Here is a 26,518-nt window from a genome sequence, read left to right as displayed (position 1 = left end):
CGGCCCTTGCGCGACACAAGGCCGCTCCCACAGTAGATCACGCGCGCTGCGGCACGCCCTTTTGCCCCGGCCGACGGTTCGGCGCCATGCCGTTGGCCAGCAGGGTTTCTTCGACAGAGGCGTACTGCTCACCGATCCGGTAGATCGCTCGGGCTTCCTTGCCAGTGGCCACTTCACGCCCCAGTTCGTGCGCCACGCGCACGGTCTGCTGGATCTGCTGCACCGAGGTGAACGGCTTGCCGTGCTGGTCGATGATGGTGTCTTCGATGCCGCAGCGCGGGTGCAGGCCCATGGCCAGGGCCATGGTGTTGAACGGCAGCACGTTCTTGAGCAGCGACTCCGCGGTCAGGGTGCAGCCATCCGGCGCACGGTGCACAAAGTTGAAGAAGTTGAACGGGTTCGGGCCATCGAAGCCGCCACCAATGCCGATCCAGGTCAGGTTCAGCGGGCCTTTGTAAACGCCCTTGCGCACCAGGCGCTCGAGGGTTTCCAGGGCATGCATGCCGGTCAACTGGAAGTGCGGCTGGATATTGCTGGCCTGCAGCCGGCGCAGGTGCTCCTCGACCCAGGCTGGCCCCGCGGGCACGGTCATTTCACTGTAGGCGGCCTGAATGCCCGGGCTGGCCAGCGAAGTGCCTTCCAGGTACTCCGGGTACAGCAGCTCCATGATGTTCATCTGGGTGGTGTTGATCGCCACCGTCACCTGGTCCGGCTTTGGGGTCAGCTCGGCCAGCATGTGCCGAGTGTCGTCGCTCAGCCACTTGGCCGCTTCACCCTCGCCTTCCGGCGCGAACGAAATAGAGCCGCCGACCTGGATGATCATGTCCGGTACCGCTTCACGCACCCCGGCGATCAACTCGTTGAACTTGGACAGGCGCTTGGAGCCGGTGCCGTCGAGTTCGCGCACGTGCAGGTGGAGGACGGTGGCGCCGGCTTCGTAGCAATCGACTGCCTTTTGCACCTGCTCGTCCATGGTCACCGGAATGTCCTCGGGGAAATCGTCGGGCATCCACTCGGGGCCATAGGGCGCCACGGTGATGACCACCTTTTCCATGTTTTCCGGGTGCAGCGAGTCGTCGAAGAATTGCATGCCTGATCCTCAGTCTTGTTCTTGTCTGTTCAGAAAGTGCTGTCGCCCATGATCCCGGCTCGCTCCATCTTGCGATGGCAGGCCGGGTAATCCATGACGGCGTAGTGCTGGGTGCTGCGGTTGTCCCAGATGGCGATGCTGTTGGGTGTCCAGCGCCAGCGCACCTGGTACTCGGGGATGTACACCTGGCTCACCAGGTAGCGCAGCAGGTCGGCGGCGCCGGGGTTGGCGTCTTGGCCGAAACGCACGCGCTCGGGGGTGTGGTAGTTGGTGAAGTGGGTGGCGAAGGCATTGACGAACAGCACCTTCTCGCCGGTTTCCGGGTGGGTGCGCACCACCGGGTGCTCGGCATCGGGGTAGCGGGCCTTGAGCGCCAGGCGCTTGTCGGTCGCCATGGCGGCGCCGAAGCTGGCCTCGATGCTGTGGCGGGCGCGCAAGCCCTCGATGCGGGCCTTGATCTCGGCCGGCAGGTTGTCGTAGGCCAGTATCATGTTCGCCCACATGGTGTCGCCGCCCACCGGCGGGCATTCCACGCAACGCAGCACGCACCCCATCGGTGGGGCTTCGCGCCAGGTGGCGTCGGTGTGCCAGGCGTTTTCATAGCGGTCGGCCGGCTGGTCGGGGCGTTTGTAGATTTGCACCAGCCCCGGGTGTTCCGGGTCGCTGCCAGCGACGGGGTGATCCTCCAGCTCACCGAAGCGACGGGCAAACGCCACGTGCTCGGCGCGGCTGATGGCCTGGTCACGCAAGAACAGCACCCGGTGCTTGAGCAGTTGGGCGCGGATCTCGGCGAACAAGCCGTCATCATGAATGGCATCGGCCAGCTTGACGCCGACCAGTTCGGCACCAATGGCGCAGGTCAGTTGTTCGACTTGCATGGCAGTGCCCTCCTCAGATGACGAAGATCGACGAGCCGGTGGTCTTGCGCGACTCCAGGTCACGGTGGGCCTGCACCGCATCCTGCAAGGCGTAGTGCTGGTTGATCTCGATGCGGATGCGGCCGCTGCTGACATGGTCGAACAGCTCACTGGCCAGGCGGGCCTTCTCCGCGGGTTCAGCGATGTAATCGGCCAGCGCCGGCCGGGTCATGAACAGCGACCCCTTGATCGCCAGAATTTGCGGGTCGAATGGCTCGATCTTGCCGGACGCAGTGCCCACGCACACCATCAGGCCACGGCGTTTGAGCGAGTCCAGCGAACCCATGAAGGTCGTGCGGCCAACGCTGTCGAAGACCACGTTGACGCCCACGCCGTCGGTCAGCTCACGCACACGCTTGGCGACATCTTCATGGCTGTAGTTGATGGTGTGGTCGCAGCCATGGGCGCGCGCCACTGCGGCCTTGGCGTCGGTAGACACCGTGCCGATCACGGTCAGGCCAAGCAGCTTGGCCCACTGCGAAACGATCAGGCCCACGCCCCCCGCCGCCGCGTGCAGCAAAATGCTGTCACCCGGTTTGAAGTCGTACAGGCGGCGCATCAGGTATGACGCGGTCAGGCCGCGCATGGTCATGGCCGCTGCAGTCTCGAAGGCGATGGTTTCCGGCAGCTTGATCAGCGCTGAGGCGGGGATCAGGCGCTCGGTGCTATAAGCGCCCAGGGTGTTGAGAAAACCGGTGTAGGTCACCCGGTCGCCGACGGCCACGTGGCTGACGCCCTCGCCCACCGACTGGACCACGCCCGACGCTTCCACGCCCATGCCATTGGCCAGCGGTATCGGGTAGGTGCCGTTGCGAAAATAAGTGTCGGCGTAGTTCAGGCCTACCGCCACGTGGCGCAGGCGTACCTGCCCCGGGCCCGGTTCGCCGACTTCGACGTCTTCGTAGCGCAGGACCTCAGGCCCCCCGGTTTCGTAGAAACGTACCGCTTTGGCCATGCCAATCTCCCTTCTTGTAGTTCTTGTTGAACAGATAAACCGCGTCTTGAAGGGCAATTTAGGCCGTTGCGCCAAGCGGCGCTTATCATCGGACGACAACGGTTTTTCAGTTGATGACAGCGCGCACGGCACAGGGGCTCAGAACGCCGAAAGGCCACCCTCGACGGTGGCGCTGCGGGCGAGGATCTTCTTCGCCAGGCTCATCCGGTGCACTTCGTTAGGGCCGTCATAGATGCGGAAACTACGGGCATCGCGGAAGATCCGCTCGACGATCGACTCGCCCGTAACACCCTGCCCGCCCAGCACCTGCACGCAGCGGTCGATCACCCGCCAGATGGCCTCGGAGCTGAGCACCTTGGCCATGCTCGACTCGAAATTGCCGCGCTCGCCTTGGTCCAGCACCCAGGCGCAATGCCAGATCGCCAGGCGTGTGGCATGCAGGTCCATTTCGTTGTCGGCGAGCATGAAGCCCACCCCCTGGTGCTCGCCCAGCGGCTTGCCGAACGAAACCCGGCGGTTGGCATAGGCGCAGGCCTCGTCATGGGCGCGGCGGGCCTGGCCCAGCCAGCGCATGCAGTGGGTGAGGCGGGCCGGCGCCAGGCGCACCTGGGCGTAACGCAAGCCTTTGCCCACCTCGCCGAGCACATCGCGAGCCGGCACCCGCAGGTTATCGAAACGCAACACCGCATGGCCGCCGGCAAAGCAACTGTCCAGCGAGCCCATCATGCGCTCCAGGATGAAGCCAGGGCGGTCGGTGTCGGTGAGGAACATCGTGGCGCTGCCATCTTCCATGCGCGCCATGATGATCGCCAGCTGCGCGCCTTCGGCCCCGGTGATGAACCATTTCTGGCCATTGATGATGTAGTCGTCACCGTCACGCACCGCCTGGGTGGTCAGCATCGAGGGATCGGAGCCGGCGCCCGGGCTCGGCTCGGTCATGGCGAAGCATGAGCGGATATGGCCCTGTACCAGTGGCCGCAGCCAGCGGTCCTTCTGCGCAGGCGTGGCCACTTGCTCCAGCAGGTGGATATTGCCTTCGTCCGGTGCGTGGATGTTCAGGGCAACGGGGCCAAGCGGTGAATAGCCCGCTTCTTCGAAAATGACCGCCTTCTCGATATGGCTCAAACCCAGGCCACCCATTTCACGCGAGGCATGCGGGGTCAGCAACCCATGTTCACGGGCCCTGTCGAGCAGCGCCTGGCGCAGTTCAGGCGATGGGCCATGGGCGGTCTGGCGGGGGTCATGCTCCATCGGCAGTACTGATTCGGTGATGAAATGCCGGACCTTTGCTTGCAGGGCGAGCAGTTCGGCTGAAAGGGCAAAATGCATGGTGGGGGTTCCTTGTAGAGGCTCAGGCGTGCAGGCGACGCGGGTCGATGGCGGCATGCAGATGCTCCATGACGGTTTTGTCGATCGCGGCCTTGCCGGGGTCGTAGGGGGTGTAGTTGAGGGTGCGAAGGCACGCGTGCCGTACCTGCGTGCCAGCCATGTTGATATCGACGATGTTCAGGCAGGCAGCACCTTAGGGTTGCTGATGCTCACCTGCGCCCGATTGATTGCCCGCAGTGCCTCCAGCAAGTGCGTAGCGTCCTGATCGTAGGCCCCTTGGCGAATGTGCTGCGCTAGCCAAAGGCGGGCCTGTTCAAGCCCGGTCGCTGCCTGGCCGTGCTGCGCCAGCAAGGCGCCCAGGGCTTGGCGTTCGGCCTCGGCACAGCCCGCTGCCTGTTGCAGTTCGCGGCTGGCGATCAGCATGGCGCTGGCGACCATCCGCCCTTCGTACTGCAACCCTTTTGGCAACGCCGGCAGCAAGTGCGTGAGCAAGGCTTCGCGGGCCGTCACAAGCAGGTCGCGGGCATCGGGCTGGTTCATGCGTGGCCTCCACGGGTTAGCAAGAGGATTTCCTGTTCAAGTTCGCTGACCATCCGCCCGGTCAGCGCCAGCTCCAACGAGCGTTGCTGGCCCGACACATGGCGTTCAGCCTGCTGCAGGGCAATTACCGCCCAGCGCAGGTGGGCCATGACCTGCCAGAAGCGCAGCGCCTGGGTGTCCAGTGCCAGCGCCGACACGCTGCGGTACCCGGCGAGCAAGTCATCCAGGTGGCCGATGCCGCCAGCCACCAGGTCCGGCCGGCCAAACCGCCAGCAACGTGCGGTGAACCAGCCCAGGTCTTCACGCGGGTCGCCCCAGCCAGCGAACTCCCAATCCAGCACGCCGGTCAGCGCGCCGGCGTCGACCATGTAGTTGCCGGTGCGGTAGTCGCGGTGGATCAAGCACGCCGGCAGGGCGGCAGGTTTGTTCAGCTCACACCAGCGCAAGCCCCACTCCAGCACCGGGTGGCTGCCTGGCAAGGCATCGAGAAAGCGCCGGTACTGCGCGACACTGGCGTGCACCGTGTCTGGCTGCGCGGCGGGCAGAAACGCCAGCGCCTGCTGCGGCGGGTGTACCTGATGCAGCCGCGCAAGGTTGGCGCCCAACTGCCTGCACAGTGCCGCGTTGCCCTGGGGCGCGCCTTGTGCGGTGGTCAGCTGGTGGCCGCTGGCGGTGCCTGCCAACGCCTGCATGATGAAGAAGTCGCGGCCGATTACCTGCGGGTCCTGGCACAGCCAGAGGGGCGTGGGTACGTTGACGCCGGCCTGGTGGGCCACGTCGAGCACCGCGAACTCCTGCTCGCGGGTCATGCTGACGGCCACTGCGGAGGCGGCGTCGGTGCGCAGTACCCAACGCTGCGGCTGGCCTGCGACCTGGGCTTCGAGCAGCCAGTTTTCCTGGATGGCGCCGCCTGATAATCGCTCGCTGCGGGTGATGGTCACGGGATGGGCGTCTAGCTGTTTTTGTAGGTAGGTAGAAAGACGTGAATGGGCGTCTGGGATGTCGATGCGAGCGCTGGGAGGGAGCGCGTGATGGGTGGTTGGCATGGTGGGTCCAATTGACTGGTCGTACGTGGGCTAGCCAATTGCAAGATGATTGCCAGGTTTTTTAAGGTTCTTATTAATTGTTATTAATCAACTAGTTATTGCGAATTTTGGAATTGATTTCATGGCAAATTTGAACGGTGGCGTTTCAATTTTGAAAGGGTTGTGCAGGGATGACAGCGGCATGCGTGGTTGTGTTCGCCACGACGTTTGCAGCGCCTGGGAGATCGAGCGCCGAAAATGTTGTGACAAACCCCTACCAGCCCCTACGATACCTGGCTGACCCGACGGAGCACTGCTCGCCATGCACCTTCCCGCGCTCAAACCCAACCAGCTGCGCCCGCCCACCGAACCCGCCAAGGGCCTACTGCGCACGCGCTTGCTCGCCCCCCTGGCCAGCGCGCTGGACGAAGGCGCCGTCATCCTCCTGCAAGCACCCTTGGGCTACGGCAAGAGCACCTTGCTTGGCCAGTTCGCCCGCCGCCTGGCCGGACCCTTCGCGTGGCTGCGCCTGACCCGCGCCGAAAACCAGCCACTGGCCCTGCTGTTGCACCTGCACGCAGCGCTCCAATTGCCGGCGTCACACCGCGAGTCTCCCCAGGCCGAACACCTCTGGGGCCAGATCCTCGCCGACCTCGAAGCCCGCCAGGCGCCCGTGACGCTACTGATCGATGACCTGCACCTGCTGAACGCCGCCCAGGCCTGGCAGTACCTCGACACCCTGCTGCACGACCCACCCCCAGCGCTGCGCCTGGTCGCCGCCAGCGAAGGCCCACCCACCCTACCCCTGGCGCACCTGCGCCGCGACGGCCGGCTGGTGGTGCTGAGCGCCCGCGAACTGGCCCTGGACAGCGAAGAAACCCACCAGCTGGCGCTGGCCCGCGACATCCGCCTGGGCAGCGATGCGCTATACCAACTGCGCGCCGGCAGCGAGGGCTGGCCCAGTGGCGTGCTGTTCTGGTTCGAGGCCTACCGCGAAGCGCTGCAGAGCACCGGCCAACCACCCAGCGACCTGCGCCCTATCACCCGCCAGGCCTATGCCCATGCCCGGCAGTTTCTCGAAGAGGAACGCCTGCAGCACTTGCCTGCGCCATTGCGCGGCTTTCTCGAACACACCGCCGTGGCCCAGGTATTTGATGCAGGGCTGGCCCGCGAACTGGCCGCCGCTACCGATGTAACGGCGGCGTTGCGCCAGTTGCAGCGCCTGGGCCTGATCATCGACGTGCCGCAAGGCAGCCACGCCGAGTACCGTTACCACCCTGCCCTGCGCAACAGCCTCTACCAGCGCCTCGAACAACGCGACCCGCAGCGCCTGCGAAAGCTCCATCGCCAGGCCGCCAACTGGCTGCTGGCGCAGCGCCGCTTCACCGAGGCGATCTACCAGTTCGGCCGGGCCAGGGACCTGGATGCCGTGCTTGGCATCGTCGATCGGCATGGCTTCGAGCTGCTGCGCGAAGGCAAGGTCAATACCTTGGTCGATGTGCTCGACGAAGTGGCCGGCCATGCCGGCAACGACAGCTTCACCCTGGCGGTGACCGAAGCCTCCACGGTGATGGTCACCAACGATATCGCCCAGGCCTGCCAATGCCTTCGTCAGCTGTACGGCCTGCAGCGCCGTCAGGCCGTGCCGCGCCACCCCGAGCGGGTGCAGCAGACGGTAATGTTCCTGCGCAGCCGCCTGGCCTACCTGGGTGGCAACCTGGCGCACGGCCTGGCCCTTGCGGCGCGGGCGTTGCAGCAGTTCCCGCAGCACAACGCGGCGCGCTCGGTGCTGTATTTTGACCGGGCCAACTGCCTGGCTGCCCTGGGTGAACTGCAACCGGCCCACGCCGAAGCCAGCCGCGCCCTGGTCGAGCTGCAGGGCTTCGGCCTTAGCGGCTACACCAACTTGCTGCAACTGCTGCTGGGCCAGATCGAACTGGCCCAAGGTAACAGCGAAGCCGCCTGGGAGCGCCTGCAAGGTATGGCCGAGCTGCCCGCTGCAGGCAGCTCGGGGCGCTTCTATGAACTGTTTCGCCACGTGGGCAAAGGGCTGGCGCTGCTGCAGGCCAACCAGCTGACCCAGGCGCGCCACGCACTGGCCCAGGCTGAAGTGCTGGCACTGGGCTTCCCGCACAGCGCCGCGCTGCCCTGGGTGTTTCACCACCAGGCCTGCCTGCACTGGGCGCTGGGCGAGACCACCCAGGCCAAGGCGCGCTGGCAAGAGGTGCGGCGGCTGGCCCTGCAGTACCGCCTGTTCACCCTTTATCGCCAGGCCGGGGCGTGGCTCGCGCGCCTGGCGCTGCGCGACAACGACACCGACTACCTGCCCGGCTGGCTCGACCAGTGGCACTGGTGCAGCCGCCAGTATGACCAGCAGCTGCTGCCCGAGGAGTGGCTGGCCTATGCCTGGGTGCAGCGCCACCTGGGGCAGCGGGACAAGGCGCGGCAGATCCAGGCGACACTGCAGACCCAGGCTCAGGCGAACGCCAACCGCCGCCTGTTGCTCGACACCCTGTTGCTCGACGCGGCCTTGAAACAGGATCGCGGCGCCCGCGACGAAGCCCTGCACAGCCTCGAACAGGCACTGCAACTGGCGTGTAAACACGGCTTTGGGCAACTGTTGCAATACGAAGGTGATGCCTGCCTGGAACACGTGCGCGCGTTGCTGCTGCCACAGGTTCGCGAGCGCCTGGCCCTGGCTGCCCCGTCGCCGTCACGCGAGTGCCTCAATGCCCTGTTCCGCCCATTGCTGGCGGGTCGAGACAGCGCCGACAGCGCATTGATCGTGCCCCTGTCGCGCCGTGAGCAGGAGGTGCTGCAGCGCATGGCACGCGGGCAGAGCAACGGGCAGATCGCCGAGGCGATGTTCATCAGCTTGAGCACGGTCAAGACCCACATCAACAACCTGTTCCGCAAACTCGACGTGGCCGACCGCGACAGCGCCTTGTGCGCAGCGCGCGAACTGCAACTGCTGAACTGACCTCCACCCGCACGCCACGCCGATTCCACCCGCCACTCCACCGGGGGGGTGGACGCGGTGCGCGGTGCCTGCCTGCTACAACATGCCGAGTCCCCCCAGCCAGGAGTCCGGCATGCCCAGCTACACCGCCCCGTTGCGCGATATCACCTTCGTTGCCCAGGAGCTGCTCGACCTGAGCAGCCACTATCAACAGCTGTCTGGCTGCGAAGCCCCGGACGCGGCGACGTTCGCCGCCATCGTCGAGGAAGGCGCCAAGTTCGCCGAGCAGGAACTGGCGCCGCTCAACGCCGTCGGCGACCAGCACGGTTGCCAGTGGCAGGATGGCAAGGTCAGCACCCCACCGGGCTTCGCCGAGGCCTTCAAGCGTTTCGCCGCCAACGGCTGGCTGGGCCTGGACAAGGACCCGGCCTACGGCGGCCAGGGCCTGCCGCCCTCGCTGGGTTTCGTCAACCACGAAATGATCTGCAGTGCCAACCATGCTTGGGGCATGTACGGCAACCTTACCGGCGGCGCCATCAGCACCCTCACCGAGCATGCCGACGAGGCCTTGCGCCAGCGTTTCCTGCCGCCGATGATTGCCGGCCGCTGGAGCGGCACCATGTGCCTGACCGAGGCCCACTGTGGCTCGGACCTCGGCCTGCTGCGCACCAGCGCAAGGCCCCAGGCCGACGGCAGCTACCGCATCAATGGCAGCAAGATCTTCATTTCGGCCGGTGAGCACGACCTGACAGACAACATCGTGCACCTGGTGCTGGCGCGCATCGACGGCGCACCGGCTGGGGTCAAGGGCATTTCGCTGTTTGCCGTGCCGAAGGTCCAGGTCGATGCCGACGGCGGCCTGGGCGCACCCAATGGGGTGAGCTGCGGGTCCATCGAACACAAGATGGGCATCCACGGCAACGCCACCTGCGTGCTCAACTTCGACGGCGCCACCGGTTACCTGCTGGGCGAAGCCAACCGTGGCTTGAACGCCATGTTCACCTACATCAACGAATCGCGCCTGGCGGTTTCGCAACAGGCCCAGGCCCACGCCGAAGCCTCGTTCCAGGGCGCCCTGGCCTATGCCCGCGACCGCGTGCAGATGCGCGCCACGCCGCGCCTGCGCGCCGACCAGCCGGCCGACCCGATCATCGGCCATGCCGATGTCCGGCGCATGCTGCTGACCCAAAAAGCCTACGCCGAAGGCGGTCGCATGCTCGCCTACACCTGTGCCAAGGGCGTCGACCTGCTGCACCACGGCGCCACGCCGGGTGTGCGCCAGGCCGCGGCACGCCGGCTGGCCTTGCTCACGCCGATTGCCAAAGGCTTTTTGACCGAGACCGGCAACGAAGCCGCGCAGCTGGGCATCCAGGTGTTCGGCGGCCACGGTTTCATCCGCGAATGGGGCATGGAACAGATTGCCCGCGATGTGCGCATCACTGCGATCTACGAAGGCACCAACACCATCCAGGGCATCGACCTGCTGACCCGCAAGGTGCTGGCCGATGGCGGTGAAGCGCTGGCAGAACTGCTCGGCGAAATCGAAGCCTTCATCCAGAGCACCTCGGCCTCGGCCGACCTCGCCCAGGCCTTGCAGCAGCGCGTGAGCGCCTGGCGCGACGTCAGCCAATGGCTGCGCGACGCCAGCACCACCGACGCCAACCTGATCGGCGCCAGCGCCTACGACTACCTGATGCTCTGCGGCTACACCCTGATCGGCTACCTGTGGCTGCGCGCCGCCTGCGTCGCCGAACGGGCACTGGCAGCAGGCAGCGACGAACTTGCGTTCTACCAGGGCAAGCGCGAGACCGCGCGCTTCTACCTGCAGCGCCTACTGCCGCGGGCAGGCTTGCACGAAACGTTGATCCGCACCGGCAGTGACAACCTGATGAGCATCAGCGACGGCGCCTTCGCCCGCTGAGCCTGCCTGGCAGGCTCAGCTGCCCGAATTCGCTCGTCAGGATTTTTCGGCGGTGGCCAACGCTCCGGGCCGCCGCCTCGTTTTTTTTCAGGCCAATAACAAGAAGGTTCCCATGCCGCTGATCGACTACCGCCGCGACAATCAACTGGCCCTGATCGGCCTGTGCCACGCCCCGGTCAATGCCCTGGGCCACGACCTGCGCCAGGCGCTGCTGCAGGCCTGCACACAGGCCGCCAGCGACCCAGAGGTGAAGGCCATCATCCTGCATGGGCACCACCTGCCGTTCAGCGCCGGCGCCGACATCAGCGAGTTCGGTAGCCCCCGCACCTGGCAGGCCCCCGCCCTGCCCGACTTGCTCGAAGCACTGACCCGCATCGCCAAGCCGCTGATCGCCGCCCTCGACGGCGTAGCCCTGGGCGGCGGGCTGGAACTGGCCCTGGCCTGCAGCCATCGAGTCGCCAGCGCCACTGCCCGCCTGGGCTTGCCGGAAGTGCGCATGGGCCTGTTGCCCGGTGCCGGCGGTACCCAGCGCCTGCCACGGCTGATCGGCGTGGCGGCTGCGCTGGATCTGATGCTTGGCGGCGAACCCATCGATGCCCGCCAAGGCCTGGCCTTGGGCCTGGTGGACCGCCTGATCGAGCCCGGCCAGAACCTGCTCGAACAGGCCTGCGCCTTTGCCCACGAGCAGCTCGCCCACCCCGCCCCGCCAAGGGCTGCACCCGCGCCCCTGGCCAGCGATGTGTTCGCCGCGCACGAGGCCCAGCGGGTAGCCCGCAAACCGGGCCAACGGGCACCGCTGCGGGTACTGGCCGCCGTGCGCGCGGCCTGCGAGCTGCCGTTGGCCGATGGCCTGGCGCGTGAACAGGCGCTGTTCCGCGAAGCACTGCAAGACCCACAGGCCACCGCGCTGCGTCATCTGTTTTTTGCTGAGCGCGAGGCGCTGCGCATTCCCGGTATCGACGCAACCACCACGCTGCGCACCATCGCTCAGGTTGCCGTGATCGGCGCTGGCACCATGGGCGCCGGCATCGCCATGAATTTCATCAACGCCGGCATCCCGGTGCGCCTGCTGGAGCTCAAGCCCGAGGCCCTGGACCGTGGCCTGGCACAGGTGCGCAAACACTACGAAAGCGCCATCAAGCGCGGCAAGCTCAGCGCCGAGCAGCTCGAACAGCGCATGAGCCTGCTGCAAGGTACCCTCGACTATGCCGACCTGGCCGACGCCGACCTGGTGGTCGAAGCGGTGTTCGAGGACCTTGCGATCAAGCAGTCGGTGTTCCGCACCCTCGACCGGGTGTGCAAGCCCGGCGCGATCCTGGCCAGCAACACCTCGACCCTGGATGTCGACCGCATCGCCGCCTGCACCCGCCGCCCGCAAGACGTGGTCGGCCTGCATTTCTTCAGCCCAGCCCATGTGATGCGCCTGCTCGAAGTGGTGCGTGGCCGGGCCACGACGCCGGACGTACTGGCCACCACGCTGAAAATCGCCAAGCGCATCGGCAAGCTGCCGGTGGTGTCTGGCGTGTGCTTCGGCTTCATCGGCAACCGCATGCTCGAACCCTACGCCCGTGAGGCCCACCGCCTGGTGCTCGAAGGCGCCTCGCCAGCGCAGGTGGACAAGGTGCTGACCGACCTGGGCCTGGCCATGGGCGTGTTCGCCATGTACGACCTGGCCGGCATTGACGTCGGTTACCTGGTGCGCCAGGCGCGGCGCAGCGAGATCGCCCACGACCCGAGCTACTTCCGCCTGGCCGACGAGCTCTACCACTTGGGCCGCCACGGGCAGAAGAGCGGGCGCGGGTTCTATCGCTACGCAGGCCGCGAACGCATCGAAGACCCCGAGGTGGTGCAGATCGCGGCGCAACTGGCCGCCAAGCTGGGCATCACCCGGCGCACCATCAGCGACGCGGAAATCCACGACCGCTGCCTGTTCATGCTGATCAACGAAGGCCTGCAACTGCTTGACGAAGGCATCGCCCTGCGCAGTGGCGACATCGACCTGGTGTGGGTCAACGGCTATGGCTTCCCAGGGTGGCGTGGGGGGCCGCTGCATTACGCCCGCGACCTCGGCCTGGACAACGTGCTGGCCAGCATCGAGCAACTGCGCGAACGCCTGGGTAGCTACGGCCACCTGTGGTTGCAACCAGCGCCCTTGCTGCGGCGCCTGGCGGGCAACAGCAGCAAACTGCGCGCGCAACACCGTTGAGCTGCCCCTTTTTGGCCATCAAGGAACCCCGTTCATGAAAGAAGCCGTCATTTTGTCCACCGCCCGCACCCCGATCGGCAAGGCCTTTCGCGGTGCCCTCAACAACCAGCGCTCGCCGAGCCTGGCCGCGCATGCCATCCAGGCGGCCGTTGAACGCGCCGGCATCGCAGCCGATGAAATCGAAGACCTGGTGATGGGCACCGCGATGCCTGCTGGCACCGCCGGCTGGAACCTGGGCCGCATGAGCGCGCTGGCGGCCGGCCTGCCGGTGTCGGTCAGCGGCCAAACGCTGGACCGCCAGTGCGCCTCCGGGCTGATGGCAATCGCCACCGCCGCCAAGCAGATTATCGTCGATGGCATGCACGTCACGGTCGGCGCTGGCCACGAGAACATCAGCGCCGTGCAAGTACGCAACCTCGAATGGGCGCTGGGCGAGCAGGACAGCGCAGTGATCCAGCAGGTGCCGCACGCCTACATGCCAATGCTGCACACCGCCGAGCACGTTGCCCGGCGCTACGGCATCAGCCGTGACGCCCAAGATGCCTATGCGCTGCAATCGCAGCTGCGCACTGCCGCCGCCCAGCAGGTTGGGCTGTTCGAGGCCGAGATCGTGCCCGTGACTGCCCAGCAGATGATCAAGGACAAATACACCGGCGAGGTCAGCTACCGCCAGGTGACCCTGGCGCAGGACGAAGGCAACCGCCCGCAGACCTGCCTGGACGACCTGGCGCGCCTGCAGCCGGTGCTCGAAGGTGGCTGCATCACCGCAGGCAACGCCAGCCAGCTGTCCGACGGCGCCAGCGCTTGCGTGCTGATGGACGCGCGCCTGGCCGAGCAGCGCAACCTCAGGCCGCTGGGACTGTACCGGGGCATCGCCGTGGCCGGCCTGGCGCCAGAAGAGATGGGCATAGGGCCGGTGTACGCCGTGCCGCGCCTGCTCAGGCAGCATGGGCTGAAGGTCGCCGATATCGGCCTGTGGGAGCTGAACGAAGCCTTCGCCTGCCAGGTGCTGTATTGCCGCGACACCCTGGGCATCGACCCGGAGCGCCTGAACGTCAACGGCGGCGCCATTGCCATCGGCCACCCTTATGGCATGAGCGGCGCGCGGATGGTCGGGCACGCGCTGCTCGAAGGCAAACGGCGCGGCGTGCGCTATGTGGTGGTGACCCTGTGCGTGGGCGGTGGCATGGGTGCCGCAGGCCTGTTTGAAGTGCTGTGAAGAAACCCAGCCCTGCAAAGGTCTCAGCTTAATCATTGAATGAGGAATATTCATGCTAGCTCCCCCCTTTTCCCTGGCCGGCAAGACCGTTTTGGTGACCGGCGCCTCGAGCGGCCTGGGCGCCCATTTCGCGCGCCTGGCCCAAGCCGCAGGCGCCCGCGTGGTGCTGGCGGCGCGGCGGGTCGAACGCTTGCAGGCGCTGGTCGAGCAACTGCACGCCCAAGGCGGCGAAGCGCTTGCCGTGGCGCTCGATGTGACCCGGCGCGACAGTGTCGAACAGGCATTTGACCAGGCCGAGGCCCGCTTCGGCGTGGTCGATGTGATCATCAACAACGCCGGCATCGGCGACCCTGGGCGCTTCCTCGAACTGAGCGGGCAAGACTGGCAGCGCATGCTCTCGACCAACCTCGATGGCGTGTTTCATGTGGCTCAGTGTGCCGGCCAGCGCTTGGTCAAGGCCGGCCGCGCCGGGAGCATCGTCAACATCGCCTCGATCCTGGGCTTGCGCGTAGGTGCCGGCCTGAGCCACTACTGCACGGCCAAGGCCGGCGTGGTGCAACTGACCAAGGCCATGGCGCTGGAGCTGGCCCGCTACCGGATTCGCGTCAATGCCATCGCCCCCGGTTACTTCAAGACCGAGATGAACCAGGCCTACTTCGACAGCGAGGCCGGCCAGGGTTACATCAAGGATCACGTGCCGATGCGCCGCCTGGGCCAATTGAGCGAGCTGGACGGCCCCTTGCTGTTGCTGGCCAGTGACGCCGGTACCTTCATGACCGGCAGCGTCCTGGCCGTGGATGGCGGGCACCTGGTCAACCCGTTGTAGCAAGGAGCCTGCATGCCCACCGCCGCTTACCTGCCACGCGTGGTCGCGCTGGTCACCCACTTGCGCAGCCCCGCTGCGCCCAGCCCCATGGCCCGACTGATCGAGCAGGTCAGCGCCGATTACCGCCAGCAGGCCCACGTCGAGGTGATCGAAACCACCCTCGCCGAGCTGCTGCCGCTGGCGCGCGAATTGGAAAGCCGCCAGCAGGCCGACATCATCCTGTGTTCCGGCGCCGCCGCCGACTACTTGCGCCAGCACCTAAAGACCTCGGTGCAGGCCCTGCACCTGGGCGAACACGACCTGATCCGCGCCCTCGCCCTGGCCCACACCCGCACCGGGCGCGTCGGCGTGCTCAGCTTTGGCCAGCCACACCCTGGGTTGGCCGCGATGCAGACGTTGCTCACCCTCAAGGTTCACGAGTACACCTACACCCGCCTGGAACAGGCCCGTGCACAGGTCAAGCAACTGGTGGCTGACGGTGTTCACGTCATCATCGGTTCACCGACGGTGTGTCAGTTGGCCGATGCGGCCGGTGCCCAGGGCGTGCTGGCGCTGGACAGCGACAGCCTGCGCCATGCCTTCGACAACCTGCGCGTACAGCCCCAGCGCACCCGCAAACCGTCTGCCGCGCACCCGTTCGTGACCCGCTACCGTTTCGATCAGCTGCTGGGCGATGCCCCGGCGTTTCGCGCGACCCTGCAGCTGGCGCAGCGCTACGCCGCGACCGACGCCACAGTGCTGATCACCGGCGAAAGCGGCACGGGCAAGGAACTGCTCGCCCAGAGCCTGCACCACGCCAGCGCCCGCCAACAGGCGCCGTTCGTGGCGATCAACTGCGCGGCCCTGCCGGAGTCGTTGCTCGAGAGCGAGCTGTTTGGCTTTGAAGACGGCGCGTTCACCGGCTCACGCAAAGGCGGCAAGCCTGGCCTGATCGAGCTGGCGAACGGTGGCACGTTGTTCCTCGACGAAGTCGGCGACATGCCCGCGCCCCTGCAAACCCGGTTGCTGCGCGTGCTGCAAGAGCGCGAGGTGCTACGCCTGGGGGCCTGCGCGCCGACGCCGGTGAATATTCGCGTGCTTGCCGCCACCCATTGCGACCTGCCTGCACGTATCGCCAACGGGCAATTTCGCGCCGACCTGTTCTATCGCCTGAACATCCTGCGCCTTGCCGTACCGCCCCTGCGCGAGCGCGTGCAGGACATCCTGCCCTTGTTCGAGGCGCTGCTCGCGCGGCACGGCGGAGCACGCCCTGCCGCACAGCAGTTGCAAGCGCTTATGCCCCTGCTGCTGCGCCACACCTGGCCGGGGAATATTCGTGAGCTCGATAACATTGCCGAGCGCGCCGCCCTGTGCGCCCAGGCCCTGGAGGGCGCCGATGGCATTGGCCTCGCCACGCTGTTCCCGGAGTTTTTCGAAAACGAGCAGGCCCTTGCCCAGCCGCTCCCCGTCGGCGAGAACCTGCGCAGCCTGGGCAAGGCCGCCGAGGCGGCCCATGCCCGCCGCATGCTGGACAGCTGCGATGGCAACCTGGACAAAGCCGCGCGTTGCCTGGGCATAAGCCGCAGTACACTGTGGCGGCGCTTGCGTACGCGATCCTGAACGGGGTTTGCGCACGCCTTTTCAGGTAGCGCAGACCCCGGCCTGACGCACAACCTGAGAGAGTTCGCAGCTAGTTAATTTGCCCTGGGTTCGCCAGAGTTTACGGACGAACGGCACACGCCATCACACACCGCATCGAGATGAATCAACGATGCGCCGTTCGCTACCCGCCCAAAGCGAAGGCCCCTAGGGAGATCACATGAAAGTACTTATCGTCCACGCCCACCCCGAAGCGAAAAGTTTCAATGCAGCGCTCACTGCTCACGCGCAGAGCCACCTCACCCGACAAGGCCATGAGGTTACTGTTTCCGACCTTTACGCAATGAATTGGCATGCGCCCTCGGGGCGCAGCAACTTTGCGACATGCGCCGACCCGGAATACTTCAAGCAACAGGTCGAAGAGGCGCACGCTACCGAGAACAAGGGATTCGCCCCAGAGATACAGGCCGAGATCGACAAACTGTTCGCCTGCGATGTGCTCATTCTGCAATTTCCACTCTGGTGGTTCTCGATGCCCGCCATTCTCAAGGGCTGGGTAGACCGCGTTCTGGCCTATGGTGCGGTCTACGGTGCAGGGGCGTGGTACGACCAAGGCAAGTTCGCCGGCAAGCGCGCGATGGTATCGCTCACAACCGGTGGCGGCCCCTCGATGTATGGCCATGATGGCATCAATGGCAATATCGACACACTGCTTTTCCCAATCCAGCACGGCGTGCTGCGCCTGACCGGTTTCGACGTCCTCGAACCCTTCATCTGCTGGCAACCGGCGAGCGTGAGTGCCGAAACCCGCACAGACTACCTGCACGCCTACAGCGAGCGGTTGGATCACTTGCTCAAAGCCGAACCCCTGCCGTTCGCAAGCCTCGATGACTACGACCCCGCCACGTTCCGCCTGCGACAGCCGGCCACGCAGAGCGCCTGACCCCTGCTCAGCGAGAAGCGGTCTGGCCTGCTTCTCGCCGCCCGTTCGCCCCCTCCTCGGACCCTACTATGTACGCGCTCAAGAAAATCCGACACTTCGCCATAGACACTAACGGCGTGTTGCTCAGCGATGCTTACAGCACGCCCATCCGCACCTTCGTGGAACGCCATGGCGGTCATTACACAGCGGAACTCGAACGTTTGGTGCTGGGCTCCCCGCACATGGCCGGTGGGCACATCATGTCACTCGCCTGCAATCTGCCCTGGACAGCCATGCAGACCATCGAAGCGTTCCTCGCCGAACAGGCCGAGTACGCCGCGCGCCATCCCATCCAGCTGGCGCGGGGCGCCCAAGCGCTGCTTGCCCGGCTCAAGCAAACAGGGGCGCGCATAACCGCCTACGGAGGGAGCCCGAAGGCCGCAATATTCGATAGATACCTGGCACAGGTCAGTGAATACTTCGACCCGGACCTTCCCTACATCGACATGGGTCACGCACGTCCTGGTACCGCTGAAATCTGCCGTCAGGTAGCAACTCCCAGCGATCAGGTAGTGTTCATCGATGACCTGAATCGGGTCGCGCAAATGAGCAAGATGCTCGGCTGCGGCTTCATCGGCAAGCCGGCGACTGCGTTCCAGGCCCAACAGATGGAGGAAACCGGCGTACGCTTCATCTCCAACGATCTGGAGGGTATCGACCAGGCAATGTTGCACGACCTTGATCAGGCATTGTCACTGGGACGTTGCTGGTAAGCGGCCGTTTGCGGCTATGACGCAGCCAACCCCAATACCGCCTGCATGGAGTACACCCCTGCCGGCTGCTGCCAGGCCCAGCTCGCTGCTCGCAGGGCCCCCCTGGTAAATACCAGGCGATCCAGTGCCTGATGGCTGAGCGTGAGCATCTCGCCGTCAGCCGCCAGGATCAGGGAATGGTCACCCACCACGGAACCGCCGCGCAACGTGGCAAACCCAATGCTCCCCTCCTCCCGCGGCCCGGTCAGCCCGTCACGCACTCGCACCGCGCGGCTGGCTAGGTCCACCTGACGCCCCTGGGCTACCGCCTCACCGATCATCAGCGCGGTACCCGAGGGCGCATCCACCTTGGAACGATGATGCATTTCGAGGATTTCAGCATCCCAGTCCTCGGCCGGCAGCACACGGCCCGCCAGCTCGGCGAGGACGCTCAGCAAGCGCACGCCCACACTCATGTTTCCTGACTTGACGATCCGCGCCCCTTGGCTGCTGGAAATGATTGCCTCTTGCTCAGGACTGAACCCGGTCGTGCCGATGACATGCACCAAACCTCGCGACGAGGTATGTGCCAGCCATTGCAGGGTGACGTGCGGCTGGGTGAAATCGAGCACTCCATCTGCACCCTCGAGGGCGCGCAGCGGGTCATCGTCAAACAGCACCCCATTGCTGCCGATGCCCACCAACTCGCCACTGTCCCTGCCTACCAGGCCCGATCCCGGACGCACAACTGCGGCATGCAAACACGCTGCGCGTGCAGTGGCCAAGCTTTGGATCAGTCTCTGCCCCATGCGCCCCGACGCGCCCAAAACCACCAGTTTCATAGGTTTTTGCATATGCCCCGCCCTTCTTCCCTGAAAACAAAAATGCGGTCGCCGTGGATAACACAGCGACCGCCCTACCACGCAAGCATGCTCCAGCCAGCGTCACGCCTCGAAAGGAGCCCCCTTGAACAATGGATTGAAGGCACACACCGAATAGTCGACGATCCCTTCCTTGACGTACGAGTCCTCATCCAGGATGGCCTGCAAGCGGTTCGCATCCACGGCGTTCGCGACAATTACACCGCCACCGCCTTCTCGCTTGGGCCCCGCCAACAGGAATACCCCCTCCGCCATGTACTTGAGCACCCAGTCAACATGGGACTGCTTGTGAGGTTCGGCTAGCGCCGGATCTACGATGTAACGCGTTTCGATTACGAGCATCTTTATTCCCTTTTGGATGTGCTTCCAGCAAAACGCCGCAACCCGTTCAGGCCGCGACATAACCCCGTTTGATCAACTTACCCATGGCGATTTCCTGATCGCCCGACAATCTTTCGAAGTACCAACTGACGTGTCCTTCACGCGGCTCTGACGATCTCACCTGGGCCTCGAAACGCATGCCCTCGCCGTTGGCAATGCCAATGCTCAGGACCTGGCTCGGGTCGACAGTGTCCTGGTGCGTCACACAGTGGCTTCGCTCCAGACTGTGCAATTGCACCGCCTGGCGGCTGCCATCATTGAGGTTCAGCCAACAGCTATGGCTCACGGTGGCAAGCGGTCTGAAGCGCTCGTCACTGAGCGCAAAGACGTTGCGCAAGCGTTCGAAACGTTCCAGCTCAATCACACTGGCCACGGTGTCGATGGTTCCAAACAGGTAACCTCGCTGATAGAACGCAACACGATAGTGGATGTTGCGTGGCCGTGCCGACTGAACCGGCCCGATGTCATCAACCACCAGTTCGATGGGGTACATCAGCTCTGCGTGGGCGAAGAAATTCGCGCTGACCTGCTTCCAGCTGACCGTCACCTCTCCCCGCACATGCGCCGTGCTGTGATACAGATGGTGGTACACAGCCTGACGTTGCGCTTCTATGAGCATGACCCCTGGGACATGCTCGTGGGACTTGCGATAAAAATAATAGTGATCGGCGTCATTGATGAATTCGTAGCTGCCAGAGCGCCGCACTGTACCCACAGGCGCAGGCTCCAAGGCAGTGTCATGCAAGCTCGCCAGGGACGCCGATGCCAATTGGTAAGGTACCCCCCGCCGTAACTGCCATGCCTGATCCTGGGCGATGGGCTGAGGCAACATGCCGTTGGCAAGGTACTGCCCCAATGCATCGGTCGGCAGCTTGAAACGCCATCGCCCATCGGCTTCGTGCTGATACGGCAGGCCCTGGGCGCTTTGCACCTCGGCCTCCAGATAGAGTGGCCACGCCGGCCTGTAGCGACGGATCAATACATCCTCGTCCGAGTCCTTGTGCAGCCACCTTGGCTCTATTGACGCCTGTTCCATTGCATCTGTCCTTGTGATGAAAACGCTGAGTCTTGCTTGCCCGACCTCGGGCCTGTCGAACCTCGGTCAAAAACAGGTTATCAAGCACAGCGCGGCAGACAACCTGCGAACTTTCACAGAATGCCCACCCTGGCCGCCTTGACCACAGCATGCAGTTTGTTGGAAGCAGACAATTTCAATACGCAGTTGTCCACGTGAAAATTTACGGTGCGGACTTTGATATCCATGATTTGCGCAATCTCCGCCGACGTCTTTCCTTCGGCCGTCCACTTGAGCACTTCCAACTCTCGATTGGTCAGCGACGCCGGGTCCGGGCACCGGCTCTGGCGGACCAGTTGCGCGTGAGTCAGTTGCCCGAACATGGCCAGCATGCCCTGCAACTCCAACACCTCCATGGCCTGACAAGGCTCTTCTTGCCGAGCAAAGGTGACCAGGCTCTGGTAACCGCGCCCGTCCCTGATGCACAGCGAAACGCCATGGCCTATACCCTGTGCCAACGCATGCTCGGCAAACTGGTGTTCGGCGAACGAGCGGCAGCTCCAGGCCTGTGGTGAGATCGCTTCCCGGCAGCGGCGTATGACAGGATCAACAGACAGATAATCATTGTCCTGGTAGGCCAACTGCCACTCCATCGGGTAGTTACTGAACATGACGATCGACGGATTGGAGATAGGCAAGGGGTTGCGGGTTCCGCACGCAAAGTAGTCAAAGCCCAGCAGTTTGACCCAGCGCTGACAAACCAAGGGCACATTGGTGTCGTCCGCCATTGTGATGATGTCTTCCATAAACATACGACTGGATAGCATGCAGTCCTTACTCCGAAATGGGTGCAAGGCCACGTAGCCCGGTCTGCAGGCCGCGAGCCTTGCATGTCGACCTAACGCGCAGCGACTGCCTGGCGGGTGGTGTCGTTAAGTTCGATTCGTAATGCTACGGCTCGCTCGACGCCAATCTGCTGCGCCCCACCCAAGCGCGACAGATCCACACCCAGCCGCCTGAGCATGCGTTCAATCCCCATCGTGGTCACCGTCACATAGTGACTGACATTACGTGCAAGGCCGAATGCGACGACTTCGCGAATTGCCAGCGCCGTGCCTTGCGAAAAAGAAAACGTGGAGCGCTCTGGGCATTCAATGGCGAACCGGCTTAGCTCCCAGACACTCTCTGCACAAGGCGCCGGTACGCCATCGAGCAATTGCGCAAAGCTATGCGCAAGCATGTTCGGGCCGGTTGTCGGCATTAATCGCCAACACCCTATCGGTACGTCGGGCCGACGCCGATCGTTGAGGGTCATGTAGTACGGATTCAACGCGTCGTAACCGTCGATTTCCATGTCATCGATAATACTCACATCCCATTGCTTCCTGCCCTTGAAAACCCTGGCACGCAAGGCATGCATTGCCTTGAGGCGCAGGCTGTCCATGTCGTTTCGTTGTTCTATCGAGATAAGCATTGCCACATTCCATTGCATCAACAGTTCGCGTTGAAATTTATAGTTACAACCTCAAAGAGGCACCCCCCTGATCAGAGGGGTGACACACACGGACTTTTTTGCTTAGGGATTGATCAACCTGCTCTGCAACGCCTTTACAACAGCCAGTTGGCGGGAGCTCACGTTGAACTTGCGACGAATATTCTTGAAGTGAAAATCGATGGTGGAGGCAGAGCAGGACAGGATCATGGAGATTTCCCATGTGGTTTTTCCTGCCGCACTCCATACCAGTACCTCAAGCTCCCTTTGGGTCAAAGGCGTGTTTGGCCAGTGGCTGGGGGTCAACAAGACGATGATGCTCTCCATGGCAAAGTCGCGCAGCAGCGTGGCACTCCCGAGCGTTGCCTCAAGGTGGCGTTCATAATCTTTGCCACCGCCGCCCTGCCAGACCAGGCTGAGCATGCCGCTCTGCCCCTGCCCCCCATGCAGGGGAAGGGCAACACCATGCTGCAAACCCTGCGACGCAGCTTCTTCGAAAAATTGCCGTGTCCCTTTGACGTGGCTGCTATAGCCACTCCAGGAGAACGGCAACGGTGAGCGCATGCAATGTGCGACCACGGGGTCCACCAGCGCAAAGTCCTCACGGTCATAGCGCTGCCGCCAGAGTTGAGGATAGTTGCTTCTGATAAACGCCTCACGATGATCAGCCTGGGCCTTCCACTTCATGCCCAGCAGTATCTGGCCATACCCGAGGTCACCGGCGAGTCTCTTCAAGGTGTCGAACCATTCATCCAGCGTTGTTGTTGCAGTCAATGCTCTAAATTGTTCGATTACATTCAAGATCGCCCCTCACTCCATGCACAAGACCATGCTGTTTCAGGCCTGCAGCGGTTCCTCTGCAGAGCTGTTAAGCGCCAATGCAGGCAAGAGCCTGCTCAAGTACCGCACAAACACGTGCGGCTCGTTGAGCATTGCCTGGACGGCGACCACGCCGTCCGGTCTGACCAGGAGTGCCTCACCCTCAAGCAGGGCCATTGCCTTGGAGCTGCCAACCTGATTGTCGATGGCCCGGACGATGCTCACCCGCCCGCTTGCCTCCAGGTATTGGCGCAGGTCGCCAGGGCATTCTCCTTCAGCAAGCAGGACAAACCGCCCACCTTGGACCAAGGCATAAGTGCTTTGGACACCTTGATCGGTCAGCAGACGCGCGTAAGGCAGCAAGTGCCCCACCCAGCGACCGCCTCCGGCAGCTTGAACCTCTCCCTGGTAGCGCTGGCCAAGGCCGGAGAATGTCATTGGCAAGGTGGTGGCGATGTGGCGACGATTAGCCATTCTCGGCAACCAGTGCTTTAGAGAACCGGCCTCATCGCGGTCCTGCCGCAGAATCAGGCGAGTGTTGGCATCGGTACCTGCAATCATTTGCTGCGCAACCGGGCGACGTTCCTGCTCGTAGGTCTTGAGCACCGATGTGCTCATGCTGCCGTCGAGGACACCGGCCAGCTTCCAAGCAAGGTTGAAGGCGTCCTGGAACCCTGTATTCATGCCCAGACCGCCCACGGGGCTGAACAAATGACACGCGTCTCCGCACAGAAATACCCGGCCCTGCGCATAATGCCGGGCCAGCCTGTTGTAAAAGCGTGAATTCGACTCCCAGATAATCCGCTCCAAGCGCACGCCACATTGGCCGTAACGATCGGTCAGCGCTTGGTAGTACGCCAGCGGGTCGCCCTGCACCTGTGCAACCTTGCCATCACTGGCCTTGATGATGACGCGGTGCGTACCTCCCGCTTGGGGAATGATCAAAAAGAAACTGTCTTCACGGACGAAGTAATGAACGTTGTCCCGTGCGCCGTCCCAACTGACGTGTGCATCGAACATGAAGAAGTCGACGTTGAAGTCGCTGCCTTCGAAGTCGATATCCAGCAAGGACCTGACAGTGCTGCGGCTACCGTCGCACCCCACGACAAAATCGCATGACAGCGTACGGCCATCGTCCAGCGCCACTTCGACCCCTTGCTCGGTCTGGCTTAGCGCCGTAACCGAACAGCCTCGCTGTAAATCCCCTCCCACCGCTCGGTAGGCATTTTCAAGTACGGCCTCTGTCTCAGGCTGCGAGATACCCAGGATGTAGTCGTACTCAGTCGGTAGATGGCGGTAGTTCACGTGCATGGTGCGACGATTGTTCCAGTACACCAGCAAGTCGCGGATTGGCATACCCTGCTCAACGAATGCATCAGCCAGCCCGACCATGTCCATGATCGCCAGGGAGTAGGCGTTCATGGACGACGCTTTTGACTGGGTCGAACGCATGCTGTGCCGCTCGATCACTGTCACCTGCACCTGCATGCGCCGTAGCAGGTAGGCCGTCAATAACCCGACCGGTCCGGCACCGACCACCACCACTTGATGCTTGCCTTGCGTATGTTGCATGTCACTCTCCTTTGTCAGATGGCCCCAGCCTGGCCTGTTCAACGCTCGACGCGCGCCCCAGACAACACAACGTCGTGGCTACCGGGCGAGGTCGGCGCACAGAAAAGACAGCCTCCCTGGGCCTTGAAGATGCCGGCCAAAGCCAGTGCACCATGCCCACTCAAGTGGTTGGTATCGGCGTAGGCTGGCAGGCCGTCGTGCAAGAAGTTGCCTTCCCTCAACACCTGGTAGGCCGCTGCTAGGTCTACCCAATGAGCATTGGGGATGCGCTGCACCACAGCCTTGATCAAGGGGTTGCCTTCGCCACCATGGGCAACCGGGGACGCCCCTAGGCGCAGGCCGAGGCGGCTTAACAAAACCGAATGCTGCATCGAACGATCGATGACCGGGGCATCGTGGAAGAAGTACAATGGCGTGCTTGCCGCAAGTGCGCGCAAGCGCCCCTCCTGCACAGGCACCGGCACGCCATCGGTTTTTGCCAGCACATCGTAGGCCCCGGCGAAGAGGTTGAACGCGTTGACCACGAAGATGGCCTTGTAGCGCTTGTGGTTCGCTTCGATGAATTCGAGCAGTGCTGCGCATTTCGCACGACGCTCATCGGTCTGCACGATGGCGGGCACGCGCTTGGCCATCCCCCATTCGGCGACCTGGCAGCCGCCGACTTCGTAGGAGGTGACGGAAAACCCTTCCGCCTTGGCCAACTGATCGACGAACCCGCCCAATGCTGCCCCGTGGGAATCCCCCACCATCAGCACTTGATTGGGGGAGTCGGCGCCAATGTGGCAACGCTTGTCCACCGCGGCCTTGCTCGCATCCTTGTGTTCGACCTCCCAGCAAGGCGCCAACCACCCCTCGGTCATGTGGATGTTCTGACCGTTGACCGTCAGGTTGGCATAACGCTCGCCGAGCATCGGCGGCACGTTCCAGGCTTCGATGCCGGTCATGGCGACGATCAGCGCGAACGTCGCGCTGGAGAGACCGGCGAAGCCAGCGAAGGCGGCTTTGAAAGCGATTTTTGAGCGAATCAGCGGGCGCTCGACGCCCAGGTAGGTCAGCACTGACAAAGCCACGATCAACGCCAGCAAGCCGGCCATCCAACCCATCGGCAACCGGTTGTCCCCCAGGATGAAGCGTGCAATGGCCAGGACCGGCCAATGCCAGAGGTACAGCGAATAGGAAATCAGGCCGATACCAACCAAGGGCCGCCAAGACAAGCAGCGCGCCATCAGCGACGGCTCTGCAGCGGTGGTTTGCCCGTAACGGATCAACAGTATCGCGCCTGCACAGGGCGCCAGTGCATGCAACCCCGGATAAGGCCGTTCCGCCAGTAGTACGAAACTGCCAAGCAGCAATGTCACGCCCAGCAGCGACAGGGCATCCAGAACCCGTGGCGCATTAACCCTCGGCGCCGGCGCAAGGGCAATGAACGCCCCCAGTGCCATTTCGCCGAAGCGCGGTATGGAGAAGAAGTACACCCCTGCCTGCTGACGCGAATCCTGTACCCAATACTCACCCAGGCCGAAACACAGCGCAGCAATCACAAGGCACAGCATCATCAGTACGCGCGGTCGGTGAGCCGGGGACAGCCAACGGCCGCAGAGCCAGCTGACGCCCAGCAGCAGTGCCGGCCAGATGAAGTAGAACTGCTCTTCAATCGACAACGACCAGTAATGCAGGAAGAAATTCTGCTGCGTGTCCTGGGTGAAGTAGTCACTGGTGAAATGATTGAACAGCGACAACAGCACGAACTTCGCCGATGGCAACAACATGCTGTTCAGCTGGCTGGCCGCCAGCAGGCTGACCAGAAATACCAACAGTGCAGCCGGAAAGATGCGTTTGATCCGCCGGGCATAAAAAGCCGTAAAGGAAAAGTTACCCGCCTCGATCGCCGTGGCGATGATGCGCGTGATCAAGTAGGCCGAAATGACGAAAAACACGTCAACACCTGCAAACCCACCGGGTAGCCAGGCCGCGTTGAAGTGAAACGCCATGACCGAGAGCACCGCTACAGCGCGCAGACCATCGATGTCCGCGCGACGCTGAAATCCATTCATTACCTTGATTCCTTGCACCTCTTTGCGAGATGCCAAAGGTCGGGGAAAACCGGCGCCAAAGCGCC

General features: G+C 63.7%; 23 protein-coding genes. 8 read left to right on the top strand and 15 right to left on the bottom strand.

Translation table 11 applies throughout. The features are described from left to right. Window positions 1–37: 37 nt before the first annotated feature. The 7 genes from OGV19_RS08305 to OGV19_RS08275 form a co-directional block, all read right to left on the bottom strand. Complete coding sequence (locus OGV19_RS08305; RefSeq protein ID WP_264312943.1) at window positions 38–1,090, bottom strand: beta-keto acid cleavage family enzyme; 1,053 nt, start codon at window positions 1,088–1,090, stop codon at window positions 38–40. Window positions 1,091–1,119: 29 nt separating this feature from the next. Continuing rightward, the gene (locus tag OGV19_RS08300; RefSeq protein ID WP_264312942.1) at window positions 1,120–1,968 is read right to left on the bottom strand and encodes a TauD/TfdA dioxygenase family protein; all 849 of its coding nucleotides are present in this window, start codon (window positions 1,966–1,968) and stop codon (window positions 1,120–1,122) included. Window positions 1,969–1,981: 13 nt separating this feature from the next. Continuing rightward, entirely contained in the window at window positions 1,982–2,962 is a 981-nt protein-coding gene (locus OGV19_RS08295; protein ID WP_264312941.1) for a quinone oxidoreductase family protein, read from the bottom strand. Between the two features lie 138 nt (window positions 2,963–3,100). Then, complete coding sequence (locus tag OGV19_RS08290) at window positions 3,101–4,291, bottom strand: acyl-CoA dehydrogenase family protein (RefSeq protein WP_264312940.1); 1,191 nt, start codon at window positions 4,289–4,291, stop codon at window positions 3,101–3,103. A 22-nt stretch (window positions 4,292–4,313) separates the two neighbouring features. Beyond that, window positions 4,314–4,451 carry a hypothetical protein gene (locus tag OGV19_RS08285; protein WP_264312939.1) on the bottom strand — a complete coding sequence of 46 codons (138 nt, stop codon included), beginning with the start codon at window positions 4,449–4,451 and terminating at the stop codon, window positions 4,314–4,316. 17 nt (window positions 4,452–4,468) lie between these two features. Then, on the bottom strand, window positions 4,469–4,831 hold the full coding sequence (locus OGV19_RS08280) for a DUF6285 domain-containing protein (RefSeq protein WP_264312938.1): 363 nt from the start codon (window positions 4,829–4,831) through the stop codon (window positions 4,469–4,471). Continuing rightward, window positions 4,828–5,877, bottom strand: a complete 1,050-nt coding sequence (locus OGV19_RS08275; protein WP_264312937.1) for a phosphotransferase family protein — start codon at window positions 5,875–5,877, stop codon at window positions 4,828–4,830. The genes OGV19_RS08280 and OGV19_RS08275 overlap by 4 nt, the downstream gene beginning before the upstream one ends. A gap of 301 nt (window positions 5,878–6,178) precedes the next feature. On the opposite strand from OGV19_RS08275, the gene OGV19_RS08270 reads away from it, so the two are divergent. The 8 genes from OGV19_RS08270 (at window position 6,179) to OGV19_RS08230 (ending at window position 18,260) form a co-directional block, all read left to right on the top strand. Next, complete coding sequence (locus OGV19_RS08270; RefSeq protein WP_319026041.1) at window positions 6,179–8,836, top strand: LuxR C-terminal-related transcriptional regulator; 2,658 nt, start codon at window positions 6,179–6,181, stop codon at window positions 8,834–8,836. Between the two features lie 112 nt (window positions 8,837–8,948). Beyond that, a complete protein-coding gene (locus tag OGV19_RS08260) occupies window positions 8,949–10,736 on the top strand; it encodes an acyl-CoA dehydrogenase C-terminal domain-containing protein (RefSeq protein ID WP_264312936.1) in 1,788 nt (595 codons plus the stop codon). A gap of 112 nt (window positions 10,737–10,848) precedes the next feature. Beyond that, window positions 10,849–12,942, top strand: coding sequence for a 3-hydroxyacyl-CoA dehydrogenase NAD-binding domain-containing protein (locus OGV19_RS08255; protein WP_264312935.1), 2,094 nt, complete (start codon window positions 10,849–10,851; stop codon window positions 12,940–12,942). Between the two features lie 34 nt (window positions 12,943–12,976). Next, window positions 12,977–14,161 carry an acetyl-CoA C-acyltransferase gene (locus tag OGV19_RS08250; RefSeq protein ID WP_264312934.1) on the top strand — a complete coding sequence of 395 codons (1,185 nt, stop codon included), beginning with the start codon at window positions 12,977–12,979 and terminating at the stop codon, window positions 14,159–14,161. 52 nt (window positions 14,162–14,213) lie between these two features. Then, window positions 14,214–14,987 (top strand): SDR family NAD(P)-dependent oxidoreductase, encoded by a 774-nt coding sequence (locus OGV19_RS08245; RefSeq protein ID WP_264312933.1) that lies wholly within the window; start codon window positions 14,214–14,216, stop codon window positions 14,985–14,987. Window positions 14,988–14,999: 12 nt separating this feature from the next. Further along, complete coding sequence (locus OGV19_RS08240) at window positions 15,000–16,586, top strand: sigma 54-interacting transcriptional regulator (RefSeq protein ID WP_264312932.1); 1,587 nt, start codon at window positions 15,000–15,002, stop codon at window positions 16,584–16,586. Between the two features lie 199 nt (window positions 16,587–16,785). Next, window positions 16,786–17,508: an NAD(P)H-dependent oxidoreductase gene (locus tag OGV19_RS08235; RefSeq protein ID WP_264312931.1), complete on the top strand. Its 723-nt coding sequence runs from the start codon at window positions 16,786–16,788 to the stop codon at window positions 17,506–17,508. Window positions 17,509–17,576: 68 nt separating this feature from the next. After that, window positions 17,577–18,260, top strand: a complete 684-nt coding sequence (locus OGV19_RS08230) for a hypothetical protein (RefSeq protein WP_264312930.1) — start codon at window positions 17,577–17,579, stop codon at window positions 18,258–18,260. Window positions 18,261–18,274: 14 nt separating this feature from the next. Here the strand turns inward: OGV19_RS08230 and dapB are convergent, their stop codons facing one another. The 8 genes from dapB to OGV19_RS08190 all read right to left on the bottom strand — a co-directional run bounded on the left by dapB (window position 18,275) and on the right by OGV19_RS08190 (window position 26,453). Then, window positions 18,275–19,081, bottom strand: a complete 807-nt coding sequence (dapB, locus tag OGV19_RS08225) for a 4-hydroxy-tetrahydrodipicolinate reductase (protein ID WP_413470130.1) — start codon at window positions 19,079–19,081, stop codon at window positions 18,275–18,277. 102 nt (window positions 19,082–19,183) lie between these two features. Then, window positions 19,184–19,462, bottom strand: coding sequence for a YciI family protein (locus OGV19_RS08220; RefSeq protein WP_264312929.1), 279 nt, complete (start codon window positions 19,460–19,462; stop codon window positions 19,184–19,186). Window positions 19,463–19,508: 46 nt separating this feature from the next. Beyond that, window positions 19,509–20,537, bottom strand: coding sequence for an AfsA-related hotdog domain-containing protein (locus OGV19_RS08215; protein WP_264312928.1), 1,029 nt, complete (start codon window positions 20,535–20,537; stop codon window positions 19,509–19,511). Between the two features lie 113 nt (window positions 20,538–20,650). Further along, entirely contained in the window at window positions 20,651–21,322 is a 672-nt protein-coding gene (locus tag OGV19_RS08210) for an autoinducer binding domain-containing protein (RefSeq protein ID WP_264312927.1), read from the bottom strand. Window positions 21,323–21,414: 92 nt separating this feature from the next. Next, complete coding sequence (locus OGV19_RS08205) at window positions 21,415–21,960, bottom strand: acyl-homoserine-lactone synthase (RefSeq protein ID WP_264312926.1); 546 nt, start codon at window positions 21,958–21,960, stop codon at window positions 21,415–21,417. Between the two features lie 132 nt (window positions 21,961–22,092). Next, entirely contained in the window at window positions 22,093–22,809 is a 717-nt protein-coding gene (locus OGV19_RS08200; RefSeq protein WP_264312925.1) for an autoinducer binding domain-containing protein, read from the bottom strand. A 36-nt stretch (window positions 22,810–22,845) separates the two neighbouring features. Continuing rightward, window positions 22,846–24,399: an FAD-dependent oxidoreductase gene (locus OGV19_RS08195; RefSeq protein ID WP_264312924.1), complete on the bottom strand. Its 1,554-nt coding sequence runs from the start codon at window positions 24,397–24,399 to the stop codon at window positions 22,846–22,848. A gap of 38 nt (window positions 24,400–24,437) precedes the next feature. Then, a complete protein-coding gene (locus OGV19_RS08190; RefSeq protein ID WP_264312923.1) occupies window positions 24,438–26,453 on the bottom strand; it encodes an acyltransferase family protein in 2,016 nt (671 codons plus the stop codon). Window positions 26,454–26,518 lie beyond the last annotated feature (65 nt).

The organism is Pseudomonas putida (assembly GCF_025905425.1).
GTDB lineage: Bacteria > Pseudomonadota > Gammaproteobacteria > Pseudomonadales > Pseudomonadaceae > Aquipseudomonas > Aquipseudomonas putida_AF.
Note: the sequence above shows the minus strand (reverse complement) of the source record. Positions and strands in the feature narration are given on the sequence as shown.